General features: G+C 58.0%; 15 protein-coding genes. 13 read left to right on the plus strand and 2 right to left on the minus strand.

From position 1 onward, the window contains the following. From L466_RS17055 to L466_RS17010, 10 genes are all read left to right on the plus strand, one after another. Nucleotides 1–789 (plus strand): IclR family transcriptional regulator, encoded by a 789-nt coding sequence (locus L466_RS17055; protein ID WP_020883705.1) that lies wholly within the window; start codon nt 1–3, stop codon nt 787–789. A gap of 78 nt (nt 790–867) precedes the next feature. Then, nucleotides 868–1,794 carry a VOC family protein gene (locus L466_RS17050; protein WP_032680322.1) on the plus strand — a complete coding sequence of 309 codons (927 nt, stop codon included), beginning with the start codon at nt 868–870 and terminating at the stop codon, nt 1,792–1,794. Next, nucleotides 1,791–2,978 carry an NAD(P)/FAD-dependent oxidoreductase gene (locus tag L466_RS17045; protein ID WP_032680324.1) on the plus strand — a complete coding sequence of 396 codons (1,188 nt, stop codon included), beginning with the start codon at nt 1,791–1,793 and terminating at the stop codon, nt 2,976–2,978. Before L466_RS17050 ends, L466_RS17045 begins: the two co-directional genes overlap by 4 nt. Nucleotides 2,979–3,003: 25 nt before the next feature. Beyond that, entirely contained in the window at nt 3,004–4,260 is a 1,257-nt protein-coding gene (locus L466_RS17040) for an MFS transporter (RefSeq protein WP_032680325.1), read from the plus strand. A 10-nt stretch (nt 4,261–4,270) separates the two neighbouring features. Then, a complete protein-coding gene (locus L466_RS17035) occupies nt 4,271–4,801 on the plus strand; it encodes a cupin domain-containing protein (protein ID WP_014171547.1) in 531 nt (176 codons plus the stop codon). A gap of 9 nt (nt 4,802–4,810) precedes the next feature. After that, the gene (locus L466_RS17030) at nt 4,811–5,581 is read left to right on the plus strand and encodes an alpha/beta fold hydrolase (RefSeq protein ID WP_025203266.1); all 771 of its coding nucleotides are present in this window, start codon (nt 4,811–4,813) and stop codon (nt 5,579–5,581) included. Continuing rightward, a complete protein-coding gene (locus tag L466_RS17025) occupies nt 5,565–6,359 on the plus strand; it encodes an SDR family oxidoreductase (RefSeq protein WP_032680326.1) in 795 nt (264 codons plus the stop codon). Before L466_RS17030 ends, L466_RS17025 begins: the two co-directional genes overlap by 17 nt. A 9-nt stretch (nt 6,360–6,368) precedes the next feature. Continuing rightward, nucleotides 6,369–7,139: an aspartate dehydrogenase gene (locus L466_RS17020; RefSeq protein WP_020883712.1), complete on the plus strand. Its 771-nt coding sequence runs from the start codon at nt 6,369–6,371 to the stop codon at nt 7,137–7,139. 9 nt (nt 7,140–7,148) lie between these two features. After that, the gene (locus L466_RS17015; RefSeq protein WP_032680327.1) at nt 7,149–8,618 is read left to right on the plus strand and encodes an aldehyde dehydrogenase; all 1,470 of its coding nucleotides are present in this window, start codon (nt 7,149–7,151) and stop codon (nt 8,616–8,618) included. Nucleotides 8,619–8,631: 13 nt separating this feature from the next. Beyond that, complete coding sequence (locus L466_RS17010) at nt 8,632–10,272, plus strand: thiamine pyrophosphate-binding protein (protein ID WP_014171541.1); 1,641 nt, start codon at nt 8,632–8,634, stop codon at nt 10,270–10,272. Nucleotides 10,273–10,331: 59 nt separating this feature from the next. Here the strand turns inward: L466_RS17010 and L466_RS17005 are convergent, their stop codons facing one another. After that, complete coding sequence (locus L466_RS17005; protein ID WP_025203270.1) at nt 10,332–11,600, minus strand: OprD family outer membrane porin; 1,269 nt, start codon at nt 11,598–11,600, stop codon at nt 10,332–10,334. Nucleotides 11,601–11,820: 220 nt separating this feature from the next. After that, entirely contained in the window at nt 11,821–12,579 is a 759-nt protein-coding gene (locus L466_RS17000; protein WP_020883714.1) for a metalloprotease LoiP, read from the minus strand. Between the two features lie 272 nt (nt 12,580–12,851). Between L466_RS17000 and tkt the strand changes: the two genes are divergently transcribed. The 3 genes from tkt (at nt 12,852) to pgk (ending at nt 17,457) form a co-directional block, all read left to right on the plus strand. Next, a complete protein-coding gene (gene tkt / locus L466_RS16995) occupies nt 12,852–14,843 on the plus strand; it encodes a transketolase (protein ID WP_020883715.1) in 1,992 nt (663 codons plus the stop codon). Between the two features lie 381 nt (nt 14,844–15,224). Then, nucleotides 15,225–16,244, plus strand: a complete 1,020-nt coding sequence (gene epd, locus L466_RS16990) for an erythrose-4-phosphate dehydrogenase (protein ID WP_014171537.1) — start codon at nt 15,225–15,227, stop codon at nt 16,242–16,244. 49 nt (nt 16,245–16,293) lie between these two features. Then, entirely contained in the window at nt 16,294–17,457 is a 1,164-nt protein-coding gene (pgk, locus tag L466_RS16985; protein ID WP_014171536.1) for a phosphoglycerate kinase, read from the plus strand. Nucleotides 17,458–17,502 lie beyond the last annotated feature (45 nt).

Raw genomic sequence — 17,502 nt, forward strand, 5'->3', positions numbered from 1 at the left:
ATGGCAAGCGATCACGAAGTGAAGTACCTGGTGCCCGGGCTGGAGCGAGGCTTACAGCTGCTGCTGGCCTTTGGCGAGCAGCACCGTGAACTGACCTTTGCCGAGCTGCACAGGCTGGTCGATATGCCGAAAGCCACCGCCTACCGCGTGGTACAAACGCTGGAATACATGGGTTTTCTGGAGCGCAACACGCGAACCAATACCTTCTCGCTTGGCATGAACGTCCTGCGTCTGGGCTTTGAATACATCGCCTCACTGGATGTGGCGCAGGTCGGTCAGCCGGTCATCGAGCAGCTGCGTGACGTCAGCCAGTGCAGCAGTCATCTGGCGATCCGCGACGGGCGCGACATCATCTATATCGCCCGCGTCAGCGCCGCCGGTTCTCGCATCAATCAGGTGAGCATTGGTACCCGTTTGCCGGTGCACTGCACGTCGCTGGGGCGCATGCTGCTGACCGATATTTCGCGAGCCGATTTCGAACAGCTGTTCCCGCACGAGCGTCTGCCGGGCAACACGCCGGGCCAGATCCACGACCGTGAAGCGTTGTGGCAGATGGTGCAGCAGGACAAAGCACGCGGCTATGTGATCGGCGAATCCTTCTTCCGTCATGGCATCTCCTCCATCGTTTATCCGGTGTATGACCGCAGCGGAAGGGTGGCAGCCGTGGTGAGCATTCTGGTGCCTTCGGAGGAGATCCCGCAGACCGATCGCGAGCGCCTGCAAAACGATGTCCGCATGGCGGCGGATAAAATTTCTGGCTTCTTAGGGTATTTGTCACAGGCCAGTTAAATCATCAGGTTAACGCCAGGCGCTTCATTGCGTCGGGCATGTTTTACGCCCAATCTGGGCCAGACGAGGCAACGAACGATGTGTATAACCGGAATTGAAAAGCTGGAATTTGGCGTCGAGAACCTGACGCACTGCGCCAAATTTATGCGTGATTTTGGCCTGACGGGCGATGCCAGCGGCCAGCGTTTTACTACCCTGAGCGGCGCGCGCGTGGAGCTTAATCCTGTCGACAGCCCTGACCTGCCGCCAGCGTTTGAAGCAGGAAATACGTTGCGCCGGATGACCTGGGCAGTCGCCACCCGGGACGATCTGGAGGCGCTGCGCCCGAAGCTTGCGAAGCAGACCGGTTTTTGTGAGGTGGGCGACGCGCTGGAGTGCCGCGATCCGAACGGCATGACCCTGCGCGTACAGGTTAGCCATCAGGTGCCGGTGGAGCTGAACGTCGAGCCGATTAACCAGTGGGGCGATGCCCGTCGTATCGACACGCCAAGCCCGGTCTACGATCGCGCCCAGCCTATTAACGTGGGCCACGTGGTGTTCTTCGTGGAGGAGCTGGCGGCGGTGGAGACGTTCTACCGTGAGGTGCTTGGGTTCCAGGTGTCTGACCGCTACATCAACCGTGCGGTGTTCCTGCGCTGCGGCGTGCGCGGCGGGCATCACAACCTGTTCCTTCTTCAGCTGCCTAACCGTAAGCGGGGTCTGAACCACGTGGCCTTTACCGTACGCGACATTCACGAGGTGATCGGCGGTGGGATAGCGATGAACAAAAACGCCTGGAGCACCTTTATTGGCCCGGGGCGTCATCCGGTCTCCTCGGCCTATTTCTGGTACGTCAACAGCCCAACCGGCGGGGCGTTTGAATACTACACCAACGATGATTACCTCACCGAAAACTGGCAGCCGCGCGAGCTGGAACATTCGCTGGTGTCATTCACCGAGTGGGCGGTAGAGGGTGGGATTGACCACGACACGCGCCGTCAGCAGAAAAAGCCGGAGGCGGTATGACCTCGCGCATTGTCATTATTGGCGGCGGTCAGGCAGGTGGCTGGGCGGCGAAAACCCTGCGTGACGAAGGCTTCGACGGCGAGATTTGTGTCGTGGCGGAAGAGGCGTGGGATTTCTACGAACGCCCGCCGCTGTCCAAGGCTGCGTTACTGGAGCCGGACGCGCCGCTACCGCGTCTCTTTCCTGAAGCGGCGCAACAGGCATTGAACCTGACATGGTGCCGGCCGGTGCGCGCGGAATCTCTCGATCGTCACGCGAAAACGGTGCGCTTAAGCAACGGTGAATACCTTAGTTACAACATTCTTTTAATCGCTACCGGTGGTCGGGCGCGTCTGCCGGGCGACGCGTGGGCGGCCCACCCGCAGGTCTATACCCTGCGCCACTGGCAGGACGCACAGCGGCTGAAGGCGCGCCTGGCAGAGAGTCAAAACCTGGCGATTATCGGCGGAGGCTGGATTGGCCTGGAGATTGCGGCCTCCGCGCGTAAATGTGGCGTCGACGTGACGCTGTTTGAGCAGCAGCCCGCGCTGTGCATGCGTTCGGTGAGTGCCGAGGTATCGCAGCAGCTGGAAACACTTCACCGCGAACAGGGCGTGGATATCCGCATCGGCTGCGGAACGCTGGAGCTGGAAGATAACAATGGTCTGCCGGTCATTCACTGTGACGGCCAGCGTGAAACCTTTGATGCCGTGGTCGTCGGGATCGGTGTTGATCTCAATCTCGAGCTTGCACGCGATGCGGGTCTGCAGACTGAGCGCGGGATCGTGGTGGATGCTCAGGGGCGAACGTCGGATCCGTTTATTTTTGCTGCCGGTGATGTGGCCCAGCACCATCACTATGGGCTGTGCATTCAGTCGTGGGCCTTTGCCCAGAATCAGGCGGTTGCCACGGCAAAGGCGATGCTCAATCCCGATGCCCCCGGCTATGACGACGCGCCGTGGCTGTGGTCGGATCAATACCAGCACAACATTCAGATCCTCGGTATTCCGCAAGCCGGCTGCACAACCCTTGCCCGGGATAATGCGCTGTTTTTCTCACTGGATGAAAACGGACGGCTGACCCAGCTGGTGGCGTTCAACGATGCGCGTACCGTCAAGCTGGCGAAGCGCTGGATGGCTGCCGGAAGGGATCTGTCCGCGGTGCCGCTGGCTGACCCGACTTTTTCACTGATGTCATTGCGATAGCTAACCCGCACCCGTAGGGGGAGACATGACCACATTTGAGACTAACACCGCGCCGGTTGAGGCAAGCGGTGAGGGCACCCGCACGCCCGAAAAAGCGGTGCGCTGGGCCATCCCGCTGTCATTGCTGGCCTGCGTGCTGCTGGCATTTTTCGACAAAATCAGCATTGCGGCGCTCTTTTCCGACAGCCATTTCCAGCAGGCGATGGGCATTGATTTTGACACCACGCGCCTCGGCATTCTGATGAGCGCCTTCCTGCTGAGCTACGGCTTCTCATCGGTCTTTTTAAGCGGACTGGGGGACAAGATTGCGCCGCTTCGCCTGCTCACCGGCATGATGGTGGTGTGGTGCGTGCTGATGGTGGCCATGGGGTTTACCCATAACTACACGGTCATGATCGTCCTGCGCATTTTGCTGGGCGTGGCAGAAGGGCCGCTGTTTCCGCTGGCGTTTGCCATTGTGCGGCATAACTTCCCGCAGCATCTGCAGGCGCGAGCCACCATGTTGTGGCTGCTGGGTACCCCGGTAGGCGCGGCGATTGGTTTCCCTCTCTCTATCTGGCTGCTGAATGCCTTCGGCTGGCAGAGCACCTTCTTTGTGATGGCGATGCTCACCGTGCCGGTGCTGGTGTTCGTGCGCATCGGTCTGCGCGGGATCCATCTGGGTGCCAAACCGGCTGCGGATCGCGAATCACAGGATGAACGACGTGCCGCGCGGCGCGAGCTGTTTGTCAGCCCGCACTTCTGGATTATCTGCATCTTTAACATCGCGTTTCTCACCTACCTGTGGGGAATCAATGGCTGGCTGCCGGGTTACCTGATTAAAGGGAAAGGCATTCATCTTGAACACGCGGGCTGGCTGTCGTCGATGCCGTTTATTGCCATGCTGGCGGGTGAGGTGATTGGCGCATGGCTTTCTGACCGGGTCGATAAACGCGCGGTGGCCTGCTTTATCTCGATGGCTGGCGCGGGATTAGGCCTGACGGCGGTCATGCATCTTGATACCCCGCTGGCCGTTATCGCGGCGATGAGCTTTAGCACCTTTATGTGGGGCACCGGTGCGCCGAACATTTTCGCACTGCTGGCGAAGGCGACCCATCCCCGGGTGAGCGCGACGGCGGGCGGTATTTTCAACGGGCTGGGAAACTTTGCGGGCGCGCTGTCGCCGGCGGTGATGGGCGCGTTGATCGCCTTCACCCACAGCATGGATTCCGGGCTGATTTTTCTGGCGGTGATGGCGGCGGTGGGCTGCGTCCTGTTACTGCCGCTGCTGAGACGTTACTGAGGAGAGTGTCATGACTGATTCAACCGTAACTGCAAAACCAGGCATTAAACCTGACCATCTGACCATGGAAGAGTGGGTCGAGTCGCGCATTGCGCGCTTTGAAGGGCGTAAATATGACTGGAACGCGCTGAAGTTCCAGGCCGATTTCGATCCTAAATACCGCCGTGCGCAGATGCGCTACATCGGTACCGGGGCGACGGGCGTGGCAAGCGATACCAATACCGTGCCGGCTGAGCACTTTACCTTCTCCACCATGGTGCTGCCGTCGAAGTGCGAGGGACCATTGCATCTGCATGACGACGTGGAAGAGGTGTTCTTCATGCTTAAAGGGCAGATCACGCTGATGATCCAGGACGGCGATCACTACACCGAAACCGTGCTGCGCGAACGCGATCTGATCTCCGTTCCGCCGGGCATCTATCGCGGTCTGTTCAATCATGGTGAAGAAGAGGCGCTGATGTGCGTGATGCTCGGCACCAACAAGCCGGAAATCCCGACCTATCCGGCCGATCACCCGCTGTCGAAAGTGAAGCGGAACTAAGGGGGCGCGATGACGGGCTTTCGTGAACAGGGAAGCGGCATCCCGCTGATGCTGCTCCACGGCATCAGCTCCGGTGCTGCCTCCTGGCATAAACAGATGGCGCTGAACGGTTTTCGCGTGCTGGCGTGGGACATGCCCGGTTATGGCGAAAGCCCGATGCTGGCGGTTGAGCGCGCCAACGCGGGGGATTACGCCGACGCGCTGGCGGCCATGTTGGACCGCGCGGGCGTCTGGCAGGTCGTTCTGGTCGGGCATTCGCTTGGGGCCCTGGTGGCAAGCGCCTTTGCGGCGAAGTATCCCGAACGCGTGCTGCATCTGGTGCTGGCCGATGCCGCGCAGGGTTACGGCCAGGCCGAGCCGGCGCAGCGCGAGCAGGTCTGGCGTAACCGGGAGCAGCAGATGGCGCTTGGGGGCGAGATCCTGGCGCAAACCCGGGCCGCTAAATTATTACGCCCGGGCGCGCGTGAGGACGATATTGCCACCGTTGCGGCGGGCATGCGCAAACTGCGCCCGGAAGGCTACCTTGCTGCCGCATGGATGCTGGCACATGACGATATTCACGGCTGGCTGAAGCGTTACGCCGGTGACTTTGAAGTCTGGTGCGGCGAGCAGGACGCCATTACCCAGCCTGAGCTGGTTCAGGGGCTGGCGTTACGTTACGGCATGCCGTTTACCGCGATTCCCCTGGCCGGGCACGCCAGCTATCTCGATAACGACGCGTTTTTTAATCAACAGCTTTTACGTATCAACGAAGAGGTGCGCGATGAATGCACAAATTGACGGGCGCGTAGCGGTAGTCACCGGCGGTTCTTCTGGCATTGGTTTTGAAACACTGCGCTTGCTGCTGGGCGAGGGGGCAAAAGTGGCGTTCTGTGGCCGCGACCCGGACCGGCTTGCCAGCGCGCATGCGTCGCTGCAAAACGAATTCCCTGATGGCGAGATTTTCTCTCACCGCTGCGACGTGCTGGATGCAGACCAGGTTCAGATCTTCGCCCAGGCCGTTAAGTCCCGCTTTGGCGGGGCAGACTTGCTGATTAATAACGCCGGACAGGGGTATGTGGCGCACTTCAATGACACCCCGCGCGAGGCCTGGCTGCATGAAGCCGAACTGAAACTGTTTGGGGTGATTAACCCCGTGCAGGCTTTTCAGCCGCAGCTGGAGCAATCGGACATTGCCTCCATTACCTGCGTGAACTCGCTGCTGGCGCTGCAGCCAGAGGAACACATGATTGCCACCTCCGCAGCACGTGCCGCGCTGCTCAACATGACGCTCACGCTCTCGAAAGAGCTGGTGAGTAAGGGCATCCGCGTGAATTCCATTTTGCTTGGCATGGTGGAATCCGGCCAGTGGCGGCGTCGCTTTGAGAACCGGGCGGATAAAAGTCAGAGCTGGCCGCAGTGGACGGCGGATATCGCCCGCAAACGCGGCATTCCGATGGCGCGTCTCGGTAAGCCACAGGAGCCTGCGCAGGCTCTGCTGTTCCTCGCTTCGCCGCTGGCTTCGTTTACCACCGGTGCGGCGCTGGACGTTTCCGGCGGCTTCTGCCGTCATCTGTAAGGACACATCATGAAAAAAATCATGTTAATCGGCTACGGTGCCATGGCGCAGGCGGTCATTGAGCGTCTGCCCGAGCAGGTGGCCATCGGCTGGATCGTGGCGCGCGAGACGCATCATGCCGCGATTCGCCAGCAGTTTGGCGATGCGGTGGTGGCACTGACCTCGCCCGCATTATGTACGGATACTCCCGATCTGGTGCTGGAATGTGCCAGCCAGCAGGCGGTGGCGCAGTACGGGGAAGCGATTTTACGCCGTGGATGGCATCTGGCGGTGATCTCCACCGGCGCGCTGGCTGACAGCGCGCTGGAACAGCGTCTGCTTAACGCAGGCGGAAAGCTGACGCTGCTCTCCGGGGCGGTGGCGGGCATTGATGGCCTGGCGGCGGCAAAAGAGGGCGGGCTTGAGAAGGTGACCTACCAGTCGCGTAAAAGCCCGGCCAGCTGGCGCGGCAGCTATGCCGAGCAACTTATCGATCTTAACGCCGTGTCCGAGGCGCAGATCTTCTTTGAAGGCAGCGCACGCGAAGCGGCACGACTGTTTCCGGCCAACGCCAACGTGGCGGCGACCGTGGCACTTGGCGGCGTGGGGATGGACGACACCCGCGTGCAACTGATGGTCGACCCGGCCACTCAACGTAATACCCACACGCTGCACGTCGAAGGAATGTTTGGCGAGTTCCATCTGGAGCTGAGCGGGCTACCGCTTGCCAGCAACCCCAAAACCTCCACCCTGGCGGCACTCAGCGCGGTTCGCGCCTGCCGTGAACTGACGCAGCGCTGAGGAGCGACGATGGACGATCTTAACATTTTCATTGGCGGCAACTGGCGGCGTGGCGGCGGTAACCTGATGCAGAGCCATTTTCCGGCAGACGGTGCGGTGAACGCCACGCTCCACGCGGCAAGCCTGGAGGATCTGCAGGAGGCTATCGACGCAGGAGAGCGCGCGTGGCGCGATCCTGCCTGGCGTAACAGCCTGCCGCATGCGCGTGCGAAGATCCTGCATAAGGTGGCGGATCTGATCGAATCCCGCGTCGATGAACTGGCCCGCATGCAGAGTCGCGACAACGGTAAACCGCTGGAGGAAGCGCGAGGGCTGGTGATGAGCGCGGCAGGCACGGCGCGTTATTTTGCCGCCGCCTGCGAGCTGCTGGAAGGTGAACTGCCGACCCCACGCCAGCCTGATGTGCTTACCCTCAGCCGATATGAACCGCTCGGCGTGGTGGCGGCTATCACGCCCTGGAATTCCCCCATTGCCAGCGAAATGCAGAAAGTGGCGCCGGCCATTGCTGCCGGTAACGCGGTGGTTCTCAAACCAGCCGAAGCCACCCCGCTGATGGCGCTGGAGCTGGCGCGTATTTTTGAGCAGGCAGGCTTACCCGCCGGGCTGCTGAGCGTGCTGCCGGGCAAAGGCTCGGTGATTGGCGATGCGCTGGCGCGTCACCCGAAAGTGCGAAAAATCTCCTTTACCGGTGGCACCACCACGGGCCGTCATCTGGCGCACGTGGCGGCGGAAAAATTGATCCCGGCCTCGCTGGAACTGGGCGGTAAATCCCCGACCATCGTGCTGGAAGATGCCGACGTTGAGCTGGCTGCGCGCGGGATCTGCTACGGCATTTTCAGCTCGGCAGGTCAGGCCTGTATTGCCGGTTCGCGGCTCTTTATCCATGAGCGCCTTTACGCCCCACTGATGGCGAGGCTGCTCGAGTTAACGCGCGGCCTGCGGGTCGGACATCCCTTTACCGACGGCACCCATGTGGGGCCGCTGATTAACGACGCGCACCGCAAGAGCGTGCAGGCTTACGTTGAACTGGCAAAGCGTGAAGGGGGCCGCGTGCTGTGTGGCGGGGAGATCCCTGCCGATCCACTGCTGGCAAACGGCAGTTACTTCCAGCCCACCATCATCGAAGGCGTGACCAACAGCGCGCGCGCCTGTCAGGAGGAGATCTTCGGCCCGGTGCTGGTGGCGATGCCCTTTAGCGATGAAGCCGCGTTGATCCGTGAGGCGAATGACTCCGTTTATGGCCTTGCCGCCGGGATCTGGACGCGGGATACCGGGCGCGCCCTGCGCCTGAGCGAGCAGCTTGAAGCGGGCACGGTGTGGATAAACACCTACAAAGTGTTTGCAATTTCGACCCCGTTCGGGGGCTTTAAAGAGAGCGGTCTGGGCCGCGAAAAGGGCATTCAGGGGCTGAAAGCCTGGATGCAGCAAAAGAGCATTTATCTGGCGACGGGTAACAGCGTCAACCACTGGTGCGACTGAGAAAGGGTGAGTAATGAGCGAAATGATAACCGTCGGCGACGCCATCGCCAGAACGCTGGAGCAGTATCAGGTTGAGGCCATCTACGGCGTCATCTCCATCCACAATTTACCCATCGCCGATGCGGTAGGGCAGCGCGGGAATATTCGCTTTGTACCCGCACGTGGCGAAGCGGGGTCGGTCACCATGGCCGATGCCCACGGCCGTTTTTCCGGGCTCGGCGTGGCGCTGACCAGTACCGGCGCCGGGGCGGGTAACGCCGTCGGCGCGCTGGTGGAAGCCATGAATGCCTGCACGCCGCTGCTGCATATCACGGGCCAGGTGGAAAAAGCCTGGCTGGATGCCGACACCGGCTTTATCCACGAAACCCGCGACCAGCTGACCTTCCTGAAGGCCAGCTCAAAACGGGCATACCGCATCAGCAACGCGAACCAGGCGATAGCGATCCTTCACAAGGCCATTCAGGAGGCGCAAACTCCGCCGTGCGGGCCGGTTTCCGTGGAGATCCCGATTGATATTCAGGGGGCGAAAATCCCCGTGTCGCTGATCACCGCTCCGGTGAAACCGACGTCGGTTTCCGCGGTTGATACGGCAGTGGTCGACACGCTGTGGGCGCAGCTTAAACAGGCCAGACAGCCGCTGCTGTGGCTGGGGGGCGGAGCGCTTGGTAGCGCTGATGCGGTAAAAAAACTGGCGGATGCGGGAGTGACGGTTATCTCCAGCACCCACGCACGCGGCGTGCTGCCGGACAGCCATCGCGCCAGCCTGCGGGCGTTTCATAACTCGCCGTCAGTTGAGGCGTTGATCGCCCAGTGCGACTTTACGCTGGTCGCTGGCTCACGCCTGCGCAGCAACGAAACCCGCTCGTGGACGCTTGAATTACCGCATCCCCGCGTCCAGATTGATATCGACCCCGCGGCGGCGAGCCGCAACTATCTGATGGACACAACCCTTGTGGCCGACTGCGCGGCGCTGTTAACCGCGCTGGCGGCTAAAGCGCAGGGGCGTGAATGGGGCGATGCACAGTGGGATACACAGGTGCAGCAGGCGCTGGCGAAAGCCGTTGCGGGACTGCGTGAGCAGTGCGGTGCTTATGCGAAGCTCAACGACGCCATCGAGAACGCGCTGCCGCAAGATGGCCTGCTGGTCCGTGATATCACCGTATCCGGAAGCCTGTGGGGCAGCCGTTTGTTCCGCGCCAACGGACCGCTGATGAACATTCACTCGCTGGCAGGCGCCATCGGCATGGGGCTACCGATGGCGATTGGCACGGCGATTGCCAACCCGCAACGCAAAGTGGTGGGGCTGGTGGGCGATGGTGGCGTAAGCCTGAATCTGGGCGAGATGGCAACGCTGGCGCAGGAGAAGGCCAACGTGACGCTGCTGGTGATGAACGACGGCGGTTACGGCGTCATGCGCGGCATTCAGGATAAGTATTTCGGCGGGCGTCAGTATTATAACGAGCTGCATACCCCGGACTTTACGCAGCTGGCGCATGCGATGGGGTTACAGGCGTGGAGCGTCGAACGGGCTGAGGATTTTGACGCGGTGATGACCGAAGCGCTTGCCATGCCAGGACCGTCGGTAGTGGAAGTGCGGATGGGACAGATTGGCGCGCTGAAGTTTGCCGGGCCGCCGCAGAAGACGTTGTACTAAGCGTGTTTACCCTCACTCCAGCCCTCTCCCTTAGGGAGAAGGGCGGGTGAGGGGTTTAATCAGAACACGTTAAACGGGTATTCCACGTACGCGCGGATCTCATCCCCGCCCACGTTATAGTCGCTGGCGTTGCTGGACACGCGCAGGACGGAGTAACGGAGTTTCAGTTTCAGATCTTTAGCCGGGCCGTCCTGCACCTGATACTGGATCTGGTTAAACCACTCATGCTCTTTACCGTTGCTGGTTTCAGAGGTCTTGATGTTGTCGCCACGCACGTAAGCTGTGGTCCAGCTCAGGCCTGGTAAGCCCAGACCGCCGAAGTCCAGCGCGTAAGAAGCCTGCCAGGAGCGCTCGTCTTCGCCGTTGAAATCAGACCAGTAGGAGTTCGCCAGCCAGATGGTATTGCCGCCGTCACCTACGCCACCCTGATCGCGATAGCTGCCATAGTGATAGCCGGTGCTGCCGCTGCTCTGCTGATACGCCACCTTGAAGGTATGAATATCCCAGATGTAGCTTGCCGCCAGGCTCCAGATGCTATTGCTGCGTCCGGTATCAAGGCTGTCTGCGTAGCGCTGATCCAGGCGTGAGTTATAGCCGTTGAAATCGAGCACCAGCTGTTGCCCGGTGCTGAACGGCTGTTTGAAGTTCATTCCCAGGTACTGCTTGTTCATCACCTCTTCCACATGAGAGGCATACAGCGCACCGCTGAACTGGTCGTTGAACTGGTAGCTCGCACCGCCGAAGGAGAGGCTCTTCAGGCCGCTGTCGTGGCGGTCGTCACTTTTGCGCTGCTCATCGGTGAAGTAACCGGCGTTCACTTCCAGGCCCGCGATCTCTTTTGAGGTCAGCATGGTGCCGGTAAAGCTTTCAAACAGCAGACGGGAATTGTCGGCATTCACAATCGGTAATTCCGGACGCTGGTTACCGTAGCTCAGCACGGTATTGGAAATACGCATTTTTGCTGTGGCGCCAAATTTCGCCAGATCGGATTTAGCCCGGCCATCGTCTTCCTGTTTAAAGAAGTCAATGCCGCCCGCGCCGCTCTTTCCACGACCGCCGTCCAGACGCACGCCATACTGGGCAATGCCGTCCACACCAAAGCCAACCAGCCCTTCGGTATAGCCGGATTCGAACGTGGCAACGATACCCTGACCCCATTCGGCTTTGTCCTGCTGGCCCTGATGATAATCACGACTGATATACGCATTGCGTAAAAACAGATCTAAATGGCTGTCGTCAACAAACCCTTTGCTGTCGGATTGCTGGCTTGCAACGGCGGGTAATGCGGCGAATAAACTTAACGCAATTAATGAAAATTCTTTTTTCACGGAGGGAACGTCTCTGTCTTAATATTGTAAATTGAATTACTGCGAGCTCGATAATTACCCGAATGGTAAATGATTGCAATAATTATGTGACGAGACGTTTCAGGGCAATAAGCCAGTGTTTGCGCGGCTTAGAAAGGTACTCAAGCGCTATTACCGATATGTGCGGTTAAATTAACAATTCATGCGAAATAAAAAGGAGGCAAATATGCCTCCTTTCGAATTATTTAATTCCGTCTGCGGCCATACGGTCGCGAATATGCTGTGCGCGCTCTTCTGACGCCGGGTGGTCATCAAACATAGAGCTCTGGCGACCGGCTTCCAGTTTGGCCAGTTTTTCGAAGCTGGTGGCTAAACCTGATGGATTAATGCCGCGTTTGCGCAACAGATCGTAGGAGTAGTCATCCGCTTCGGATTCCTGACGCTGCGAGAACTGAGAGTTAACCAGTTTTTCACCCACATCGCCAAGCTGCGACTGTGACAGGCTGCCGACGATACCGCCCGTAGACGCCGCCGCGGCGCGGATGGCGTTAGTGCCTAACGCAACCTGCATGCCTTTCTTCACGTGGCCAAGTGCAACGTGGCCCATTTCATGGCCGATAACCGCTTCAACTTCGTTGTCGGTCATCATATCCATCAGCCCGCTGTAAACGCGGATGCAGCCGTTCGCCATCGCGAAGGCGTTTACATCTTTGGCCATGTACACCTTATAGTTCACCGGCTGGCCGTTAATGTTATCACCCAGCGCGGAGGCTATCTTATTCAGACGCTGCGTGTAGGTACTATTGGCCGGGGCAAGCGTGGCTTTTCCGTCCATATCTTTACAGGCCTGGTCGCTCAGCGCTTTAACCTGTGCGTCGCTCAGGGAGTAGGCCTGAAAGGCTTCTGCGCCTGAGGACATCAGGCCGTTAGAATCCATATTCTGACAGCCGCTCAGCAGGAGCGTTGTACCCAGGGCCAGCACTATTGCACGCATTTTCATGATGTCGCTTCCGTACTCGTTAATCTGAATAAAATCTGAAAAGTGCACCGGCAACGAAGCCGGGGTCGGGCTAAGTATAAGGAATATCTACGGGGCCGGGCGAGCAGATTGCGCAACATGCGAGCATGATCCAGAGATTTCTTAAGCTGCAAAAGAATGCTCCATGTACATGACATGCCGCTTGGGTTACATTGTTGGCACTTTTTTCCGGCGTAGCCCAAAACGCGCTGTCGTCAAGGGCATGGCCTTTAACAGTCCGATCTGGAGTTAAAATGTCCTCACGTAAAGAGCTTGCTAATGCTATTCGTGCGCTGAGCATGGACGCAGTACAGAAAGCCAAATCCGGCCACCCGGGCGCCCCTATGGGGATGGCTGATATCGCCGAAGTCCTGTGGCGCGATTTCCTGAACCACAACCCGCAGAACCCTTCCTGGGCTGACCGCGACCGTTTCGTGCTGTCTAATGGCCACGGCTCAATGCTGATCTATAGCCTGCTGCACCTCACTGGCTACGATCTGCCAATTGAAGAGCTGAAAAACTTCCGCCAGCTGCACTCCAAAACGCCAGGTCACCCGGAAGTGGGTTACACCGCAGGTGTAGAAACCACCACCGGCCCGCTGGGTCAGGGTATTGCTAACGCGGTGGGTATGGCGATTGCCGAGAAAACCCTGGCCGCGCAGTTCAACCGTCCAGGCCATGACATTGTTGACCACTTCACCTACGCATTCATGGGCGACGGCTGCATGATGGAAGGCATTTCTCACGAAGTGTGCTCCCTGGCAGGTACCCTGAAGCTGGGCAAACTGGTTGCGTTCTATGACGACAACGGCATCTCCATCGACGGTCACGTTGAAGGCTGGTTCACTGACGACACCGCGAAGCGTTTCGAAGCTTACGGCTGGCACGTTGTGCGTGGCGTTGACGGTCACGATGCTGACTCGATTAAACGTGCAGTAGAAGAAGCGCGCGCTGTGACGGACAAGCCGTCACTGCTGATGTGCAAAACCATCATTGGTTTCGGTTCCCCGAACAAAGCGGGTACCCACGATTCTCACGGTGCGCCACTGGGCGACGCGGAAATCGCACTGACGCGCGAAGCGCTGGGCTGGAAATATCCTGCTTTCGAAATCCCATCTGAAATTTACGCGCAGTGGGATGCTAAAGAAGTGGGCCAGGCGAAAGAATCCGCATGGAATGAGAAGTTCGCTGCCTATGCGAAAGCCTTCCCACAGGAAGCGGCTGAATTTACCCGTCGTATGAAGGGTGACATGCCGTCTGACTTCGACGCCAAAGCGAACGAGTTCATTGCTAAACTGCAGGCGAACCCATCCAAAATCGCCAGCCGTAAAGCCTCTCAGAATGCGATTGAAGCGTTCGGTCCGCTGCTGCCAGAATTCCTGGGCGGCTCCGCTGACCTGGCGCCATCTAACCTGACAATCTGGTCTGGTTCTAAAGCAATCAACGAAGACACTGCCGGTAACTACATCCACTACGGTGTGCGTGAATTCGGTATGACCGCGATTGCGAACGGTATCTCCCTGCACGGTGGTTTCCTGCCGTACACCTCTACTTTCCTGATGTTTGTCGAGTACGCGCGTAACGCCGTGCGTATGGCTGCGCTGATGAAACAGCGTCAGGTGATGGTCTACACCCACGACTCCATCGGTCTGGGCGAAGATGGTCCAACTCACCAGCCGGTAGAGCAGGTGGCTTCCCTGCGCGTGACGCCAAACATGAGCACATGGCGTCCATGTGACCAGGTTGAGTCCGCCGTGGCGTGGAAATACGGTGTTGAGCGTCAGGACGGTCCAACCGCACTGATCCTCTCCCGTCAGAACCTGGCACAGCAGGAGCGTACTCCAGAGCAGCTGGCGAACATCGCTCGTGGTGGTTACGTGCTGAAAGATTGCGCGGGTCAGCCAGAGCTGATCTTCATCGCGACCGGTTCTGAAGTTGAGCTGGCTGTTGCCGCATGGGAAAAACTGTCTGCCGAAGGCGTTAAAGCGCGCGTGGTTTCCATGCCGTCTACCGATGCGTTCGACAAGCAGGATGCCGCCTACCGCGAATCCGTACTGCCTAAAGCCGTTACCGCGCGCGTGGCAGTAGAAGCAGGTATCGCTGACTACTGGTTCAAATATGTGGGCCTGAACGGCGCAATCGTCGGCATGACCACCTTCGGTGAATCTGCTCCGGCAGAGCTGCTGTTCGAAGAGTTCGGCTTCACCGTTGAAAACGTTGTCGCGAAAGCAAAAGAACTGCTGTAATCGTTTGTAGGGGAGGGGCGCGAGCCCCTGTCCATGCTCTCACTGAGAAGAGGGCGCAAACACCCTAAACGGTAACCTTTGGGTTACCGTTTTGTTTTTTCACGCTATCCGCCTTATATGTCCACTATTCCTCAAACATGTAACGTTCCTGTGAATTATTCCATCCAAAATGTGACGTAAGTCATATAGCGCGCTTATTGCTCTGGACAGACATTCCTTTTATTCCCTGATTCGCTTATTCTAGCTGAAGCGTTTCAGTCGATTAAATGTTCGACAATTGACCAATCAATCGCAGTTTGTGACAGCAAGGATTCCCCTTCGGGCGTAGCTGGATTACTCTTTCAGCCACCTCAAACTCAGGGATAGCTTTGCAGGAGATCTATGACCGTACGCGTAGCGATTAATGGCTTCGGTCGCATCGGGCGTAACGTGGTTCGTGCTTTATATGAATCCGGGCGTCGGGCGGAAATAACCGTGGTGGCTATCAACGAACTGGCGGATGCTGCGGGCATGGCGCATTTGTTGAAATATGACACCAGCCACGGACGCTTTGCCTGGGATGTTCGCCAGGAAAGAGATCAGCTGTTTGTCGGCGACGATGCTATCCGCGTGCTGCATGAGAGCAGTATTGCCGGGCTACCGTGGCGTGAACTGGGTGTGGATATCGTACTTGACTGTACTGGCGTATACGGTAACCGCGAGCATGGCGAAGCGCATCTGACAGCAGGTGCGAAAAAAGTCCTGTTTTCCCATCCTGGCAGCAACGACCTCGACGCGACCGTCGTATTTGGCGTGAATCAGCATGAGCTGCAAGCCGAACACCGCATTGTTTCCAACGCCTCCTGCACCACCAACTGCATTATTCCGGTCATCAAACTGTTAGACGATGCGTATGGCATTGAATCCGGCACCGTAACCACGATTCATTCAGCGATGCACGATCAGCAGGTGATTGACGCCTACCATCCGGACTTACGACGCACGCGAGCCGCGAGCCAGTCAATCATTCCGGTGGACACAAAACTGGCGGCAGGTATCACCCGTTTTTTCCCGCAGTTTAATGATCGTTTTGAAGCAATTGCCGTACGTGTACCGACGATTAACGTCACCGCAATTGACCTGAGCGTGACGGTGAAAAAACCGGTAAAAGCCTGTGAAGTCAACCTGTTGCTGCAAAAAGCGGCACAGGGGGCATTTCATGGTATAGTTGACTATACGGAATTACCGTTGGTCTCAGTAGATTTTAACCACGACCCGCACAGCGCCATTGTCGATGGCACTCAAACGCGCGTCAGTGGCGCACACCTTATCAAGACGCTGGTCTGGTGTGATAACGAATGGGGCTTTGCTAACCGAATGCTCGACACCACGTTAGCAATGGCCGCTCAAGGTTTCAGGTAAGACGCATCGTGCGTCTGCAAAACTTTAAGAATCAACGAGAGGATTCACCATGTCTGTAATTAAGATGACCGATCTGGATCTGGCTGGTAAACGCGTTTTCATCCGTGCTGATCTGAACGTACCGGTTAAAGATGGCAAAGTGACCAGCGACGCGCGTATCCGTGCATCTCTGCCAACCATCGAACTGGCTCTGAAGCAGGGCGCTAAAGTGATGGTGACCTCCCACCTGGGTCGTCCAACTGAAGGCGAGTACAATGAAGAGTTCTCTCTGCTGCCAGTTGTTAATTACCTGAAAGACAAACTGTCCAACCCGGTTCGCCTGGTAAAAGATTACCTGGACGGCGTAGACATCGCTGCCGGTGAACTGGTTGTTCTGGAAAACGTTCGCTTCAACAAAGGCGAAAAGAAAGACGACGAAGCGCTGTCCAAAAAATACGCTGCACTGTGTGACGTATTCGTGATGGACGCCTTCGGTACTGCTCACCGTGCGCAGGCTTCAACCCACGGTATCGGTAAATTCGCAGACGTCGCGTGTGCCGGTCCTCTGCTGGCTGCTGAGCTGGACGCACTGGGTAAAGCGCTGAAAGAACCTGCTCGTCCAATGGTTGCAATCGTTGGTGGTTCTAAAGTTTCTACCAAACTGACCGTACTGGATTCCCTGTCTAAAATCGCTGACCAGTTGATCGTTGGCGGTGGTATCGCGAACACCTTCGTGGCGGCACAAGGCCATAACGTCGGTAAATCCCTGTACGAAGCGGATCTGGTTGACGAAGCAAAACGTCTGCTGACCACCTGCGATATCCCGGTTCCAACGGATGTTCGCGTCGCGACTGAGTTCTCTGAAACAGCGACTGCGACCCTGAAATCTGTTAACGACATCAAAGATGATGAGCAGATTCTGGACCTGGGCGACGTTTCTGCACAGAAACTGGCTGAAATCCTGAAAAACGCGAAAACTATCCTGTGGAATGGTCCTGTTGGCGTGTTCGAATTCCCGAACTTCCGCAAAGGTACTGAAATCGTTGCTAACGCTATCGCAGACAGCGAAGCGTTCTCTATCGCAGGCGGCGGTGATACGCTGGCAGCAATCGACCTGTTCGGTATTTCTGACAAGATCTCCTACATCTCCACTGGTGGCGGCGCATTCCTCGAGTTCGTGGAAGGCAAAGTACTGCCAGCAGTAGCAATGCTCGAAGAGCGCGCTAAGAAGTAAGCCATTCAAGGGCAGGGAAACCTGCCCAATTTTCAGCGCGCTTTA

Source organism: Enterobacter sp. BIDMC 30 (genome assembly GCF_000534355.1).
GTDB lineage: Bacteria > Pseudomonadota > Gammaproteobacteria > Enterobacterales > Enterobacteriaceae > Enterobacter > Enterobacter ludwigii.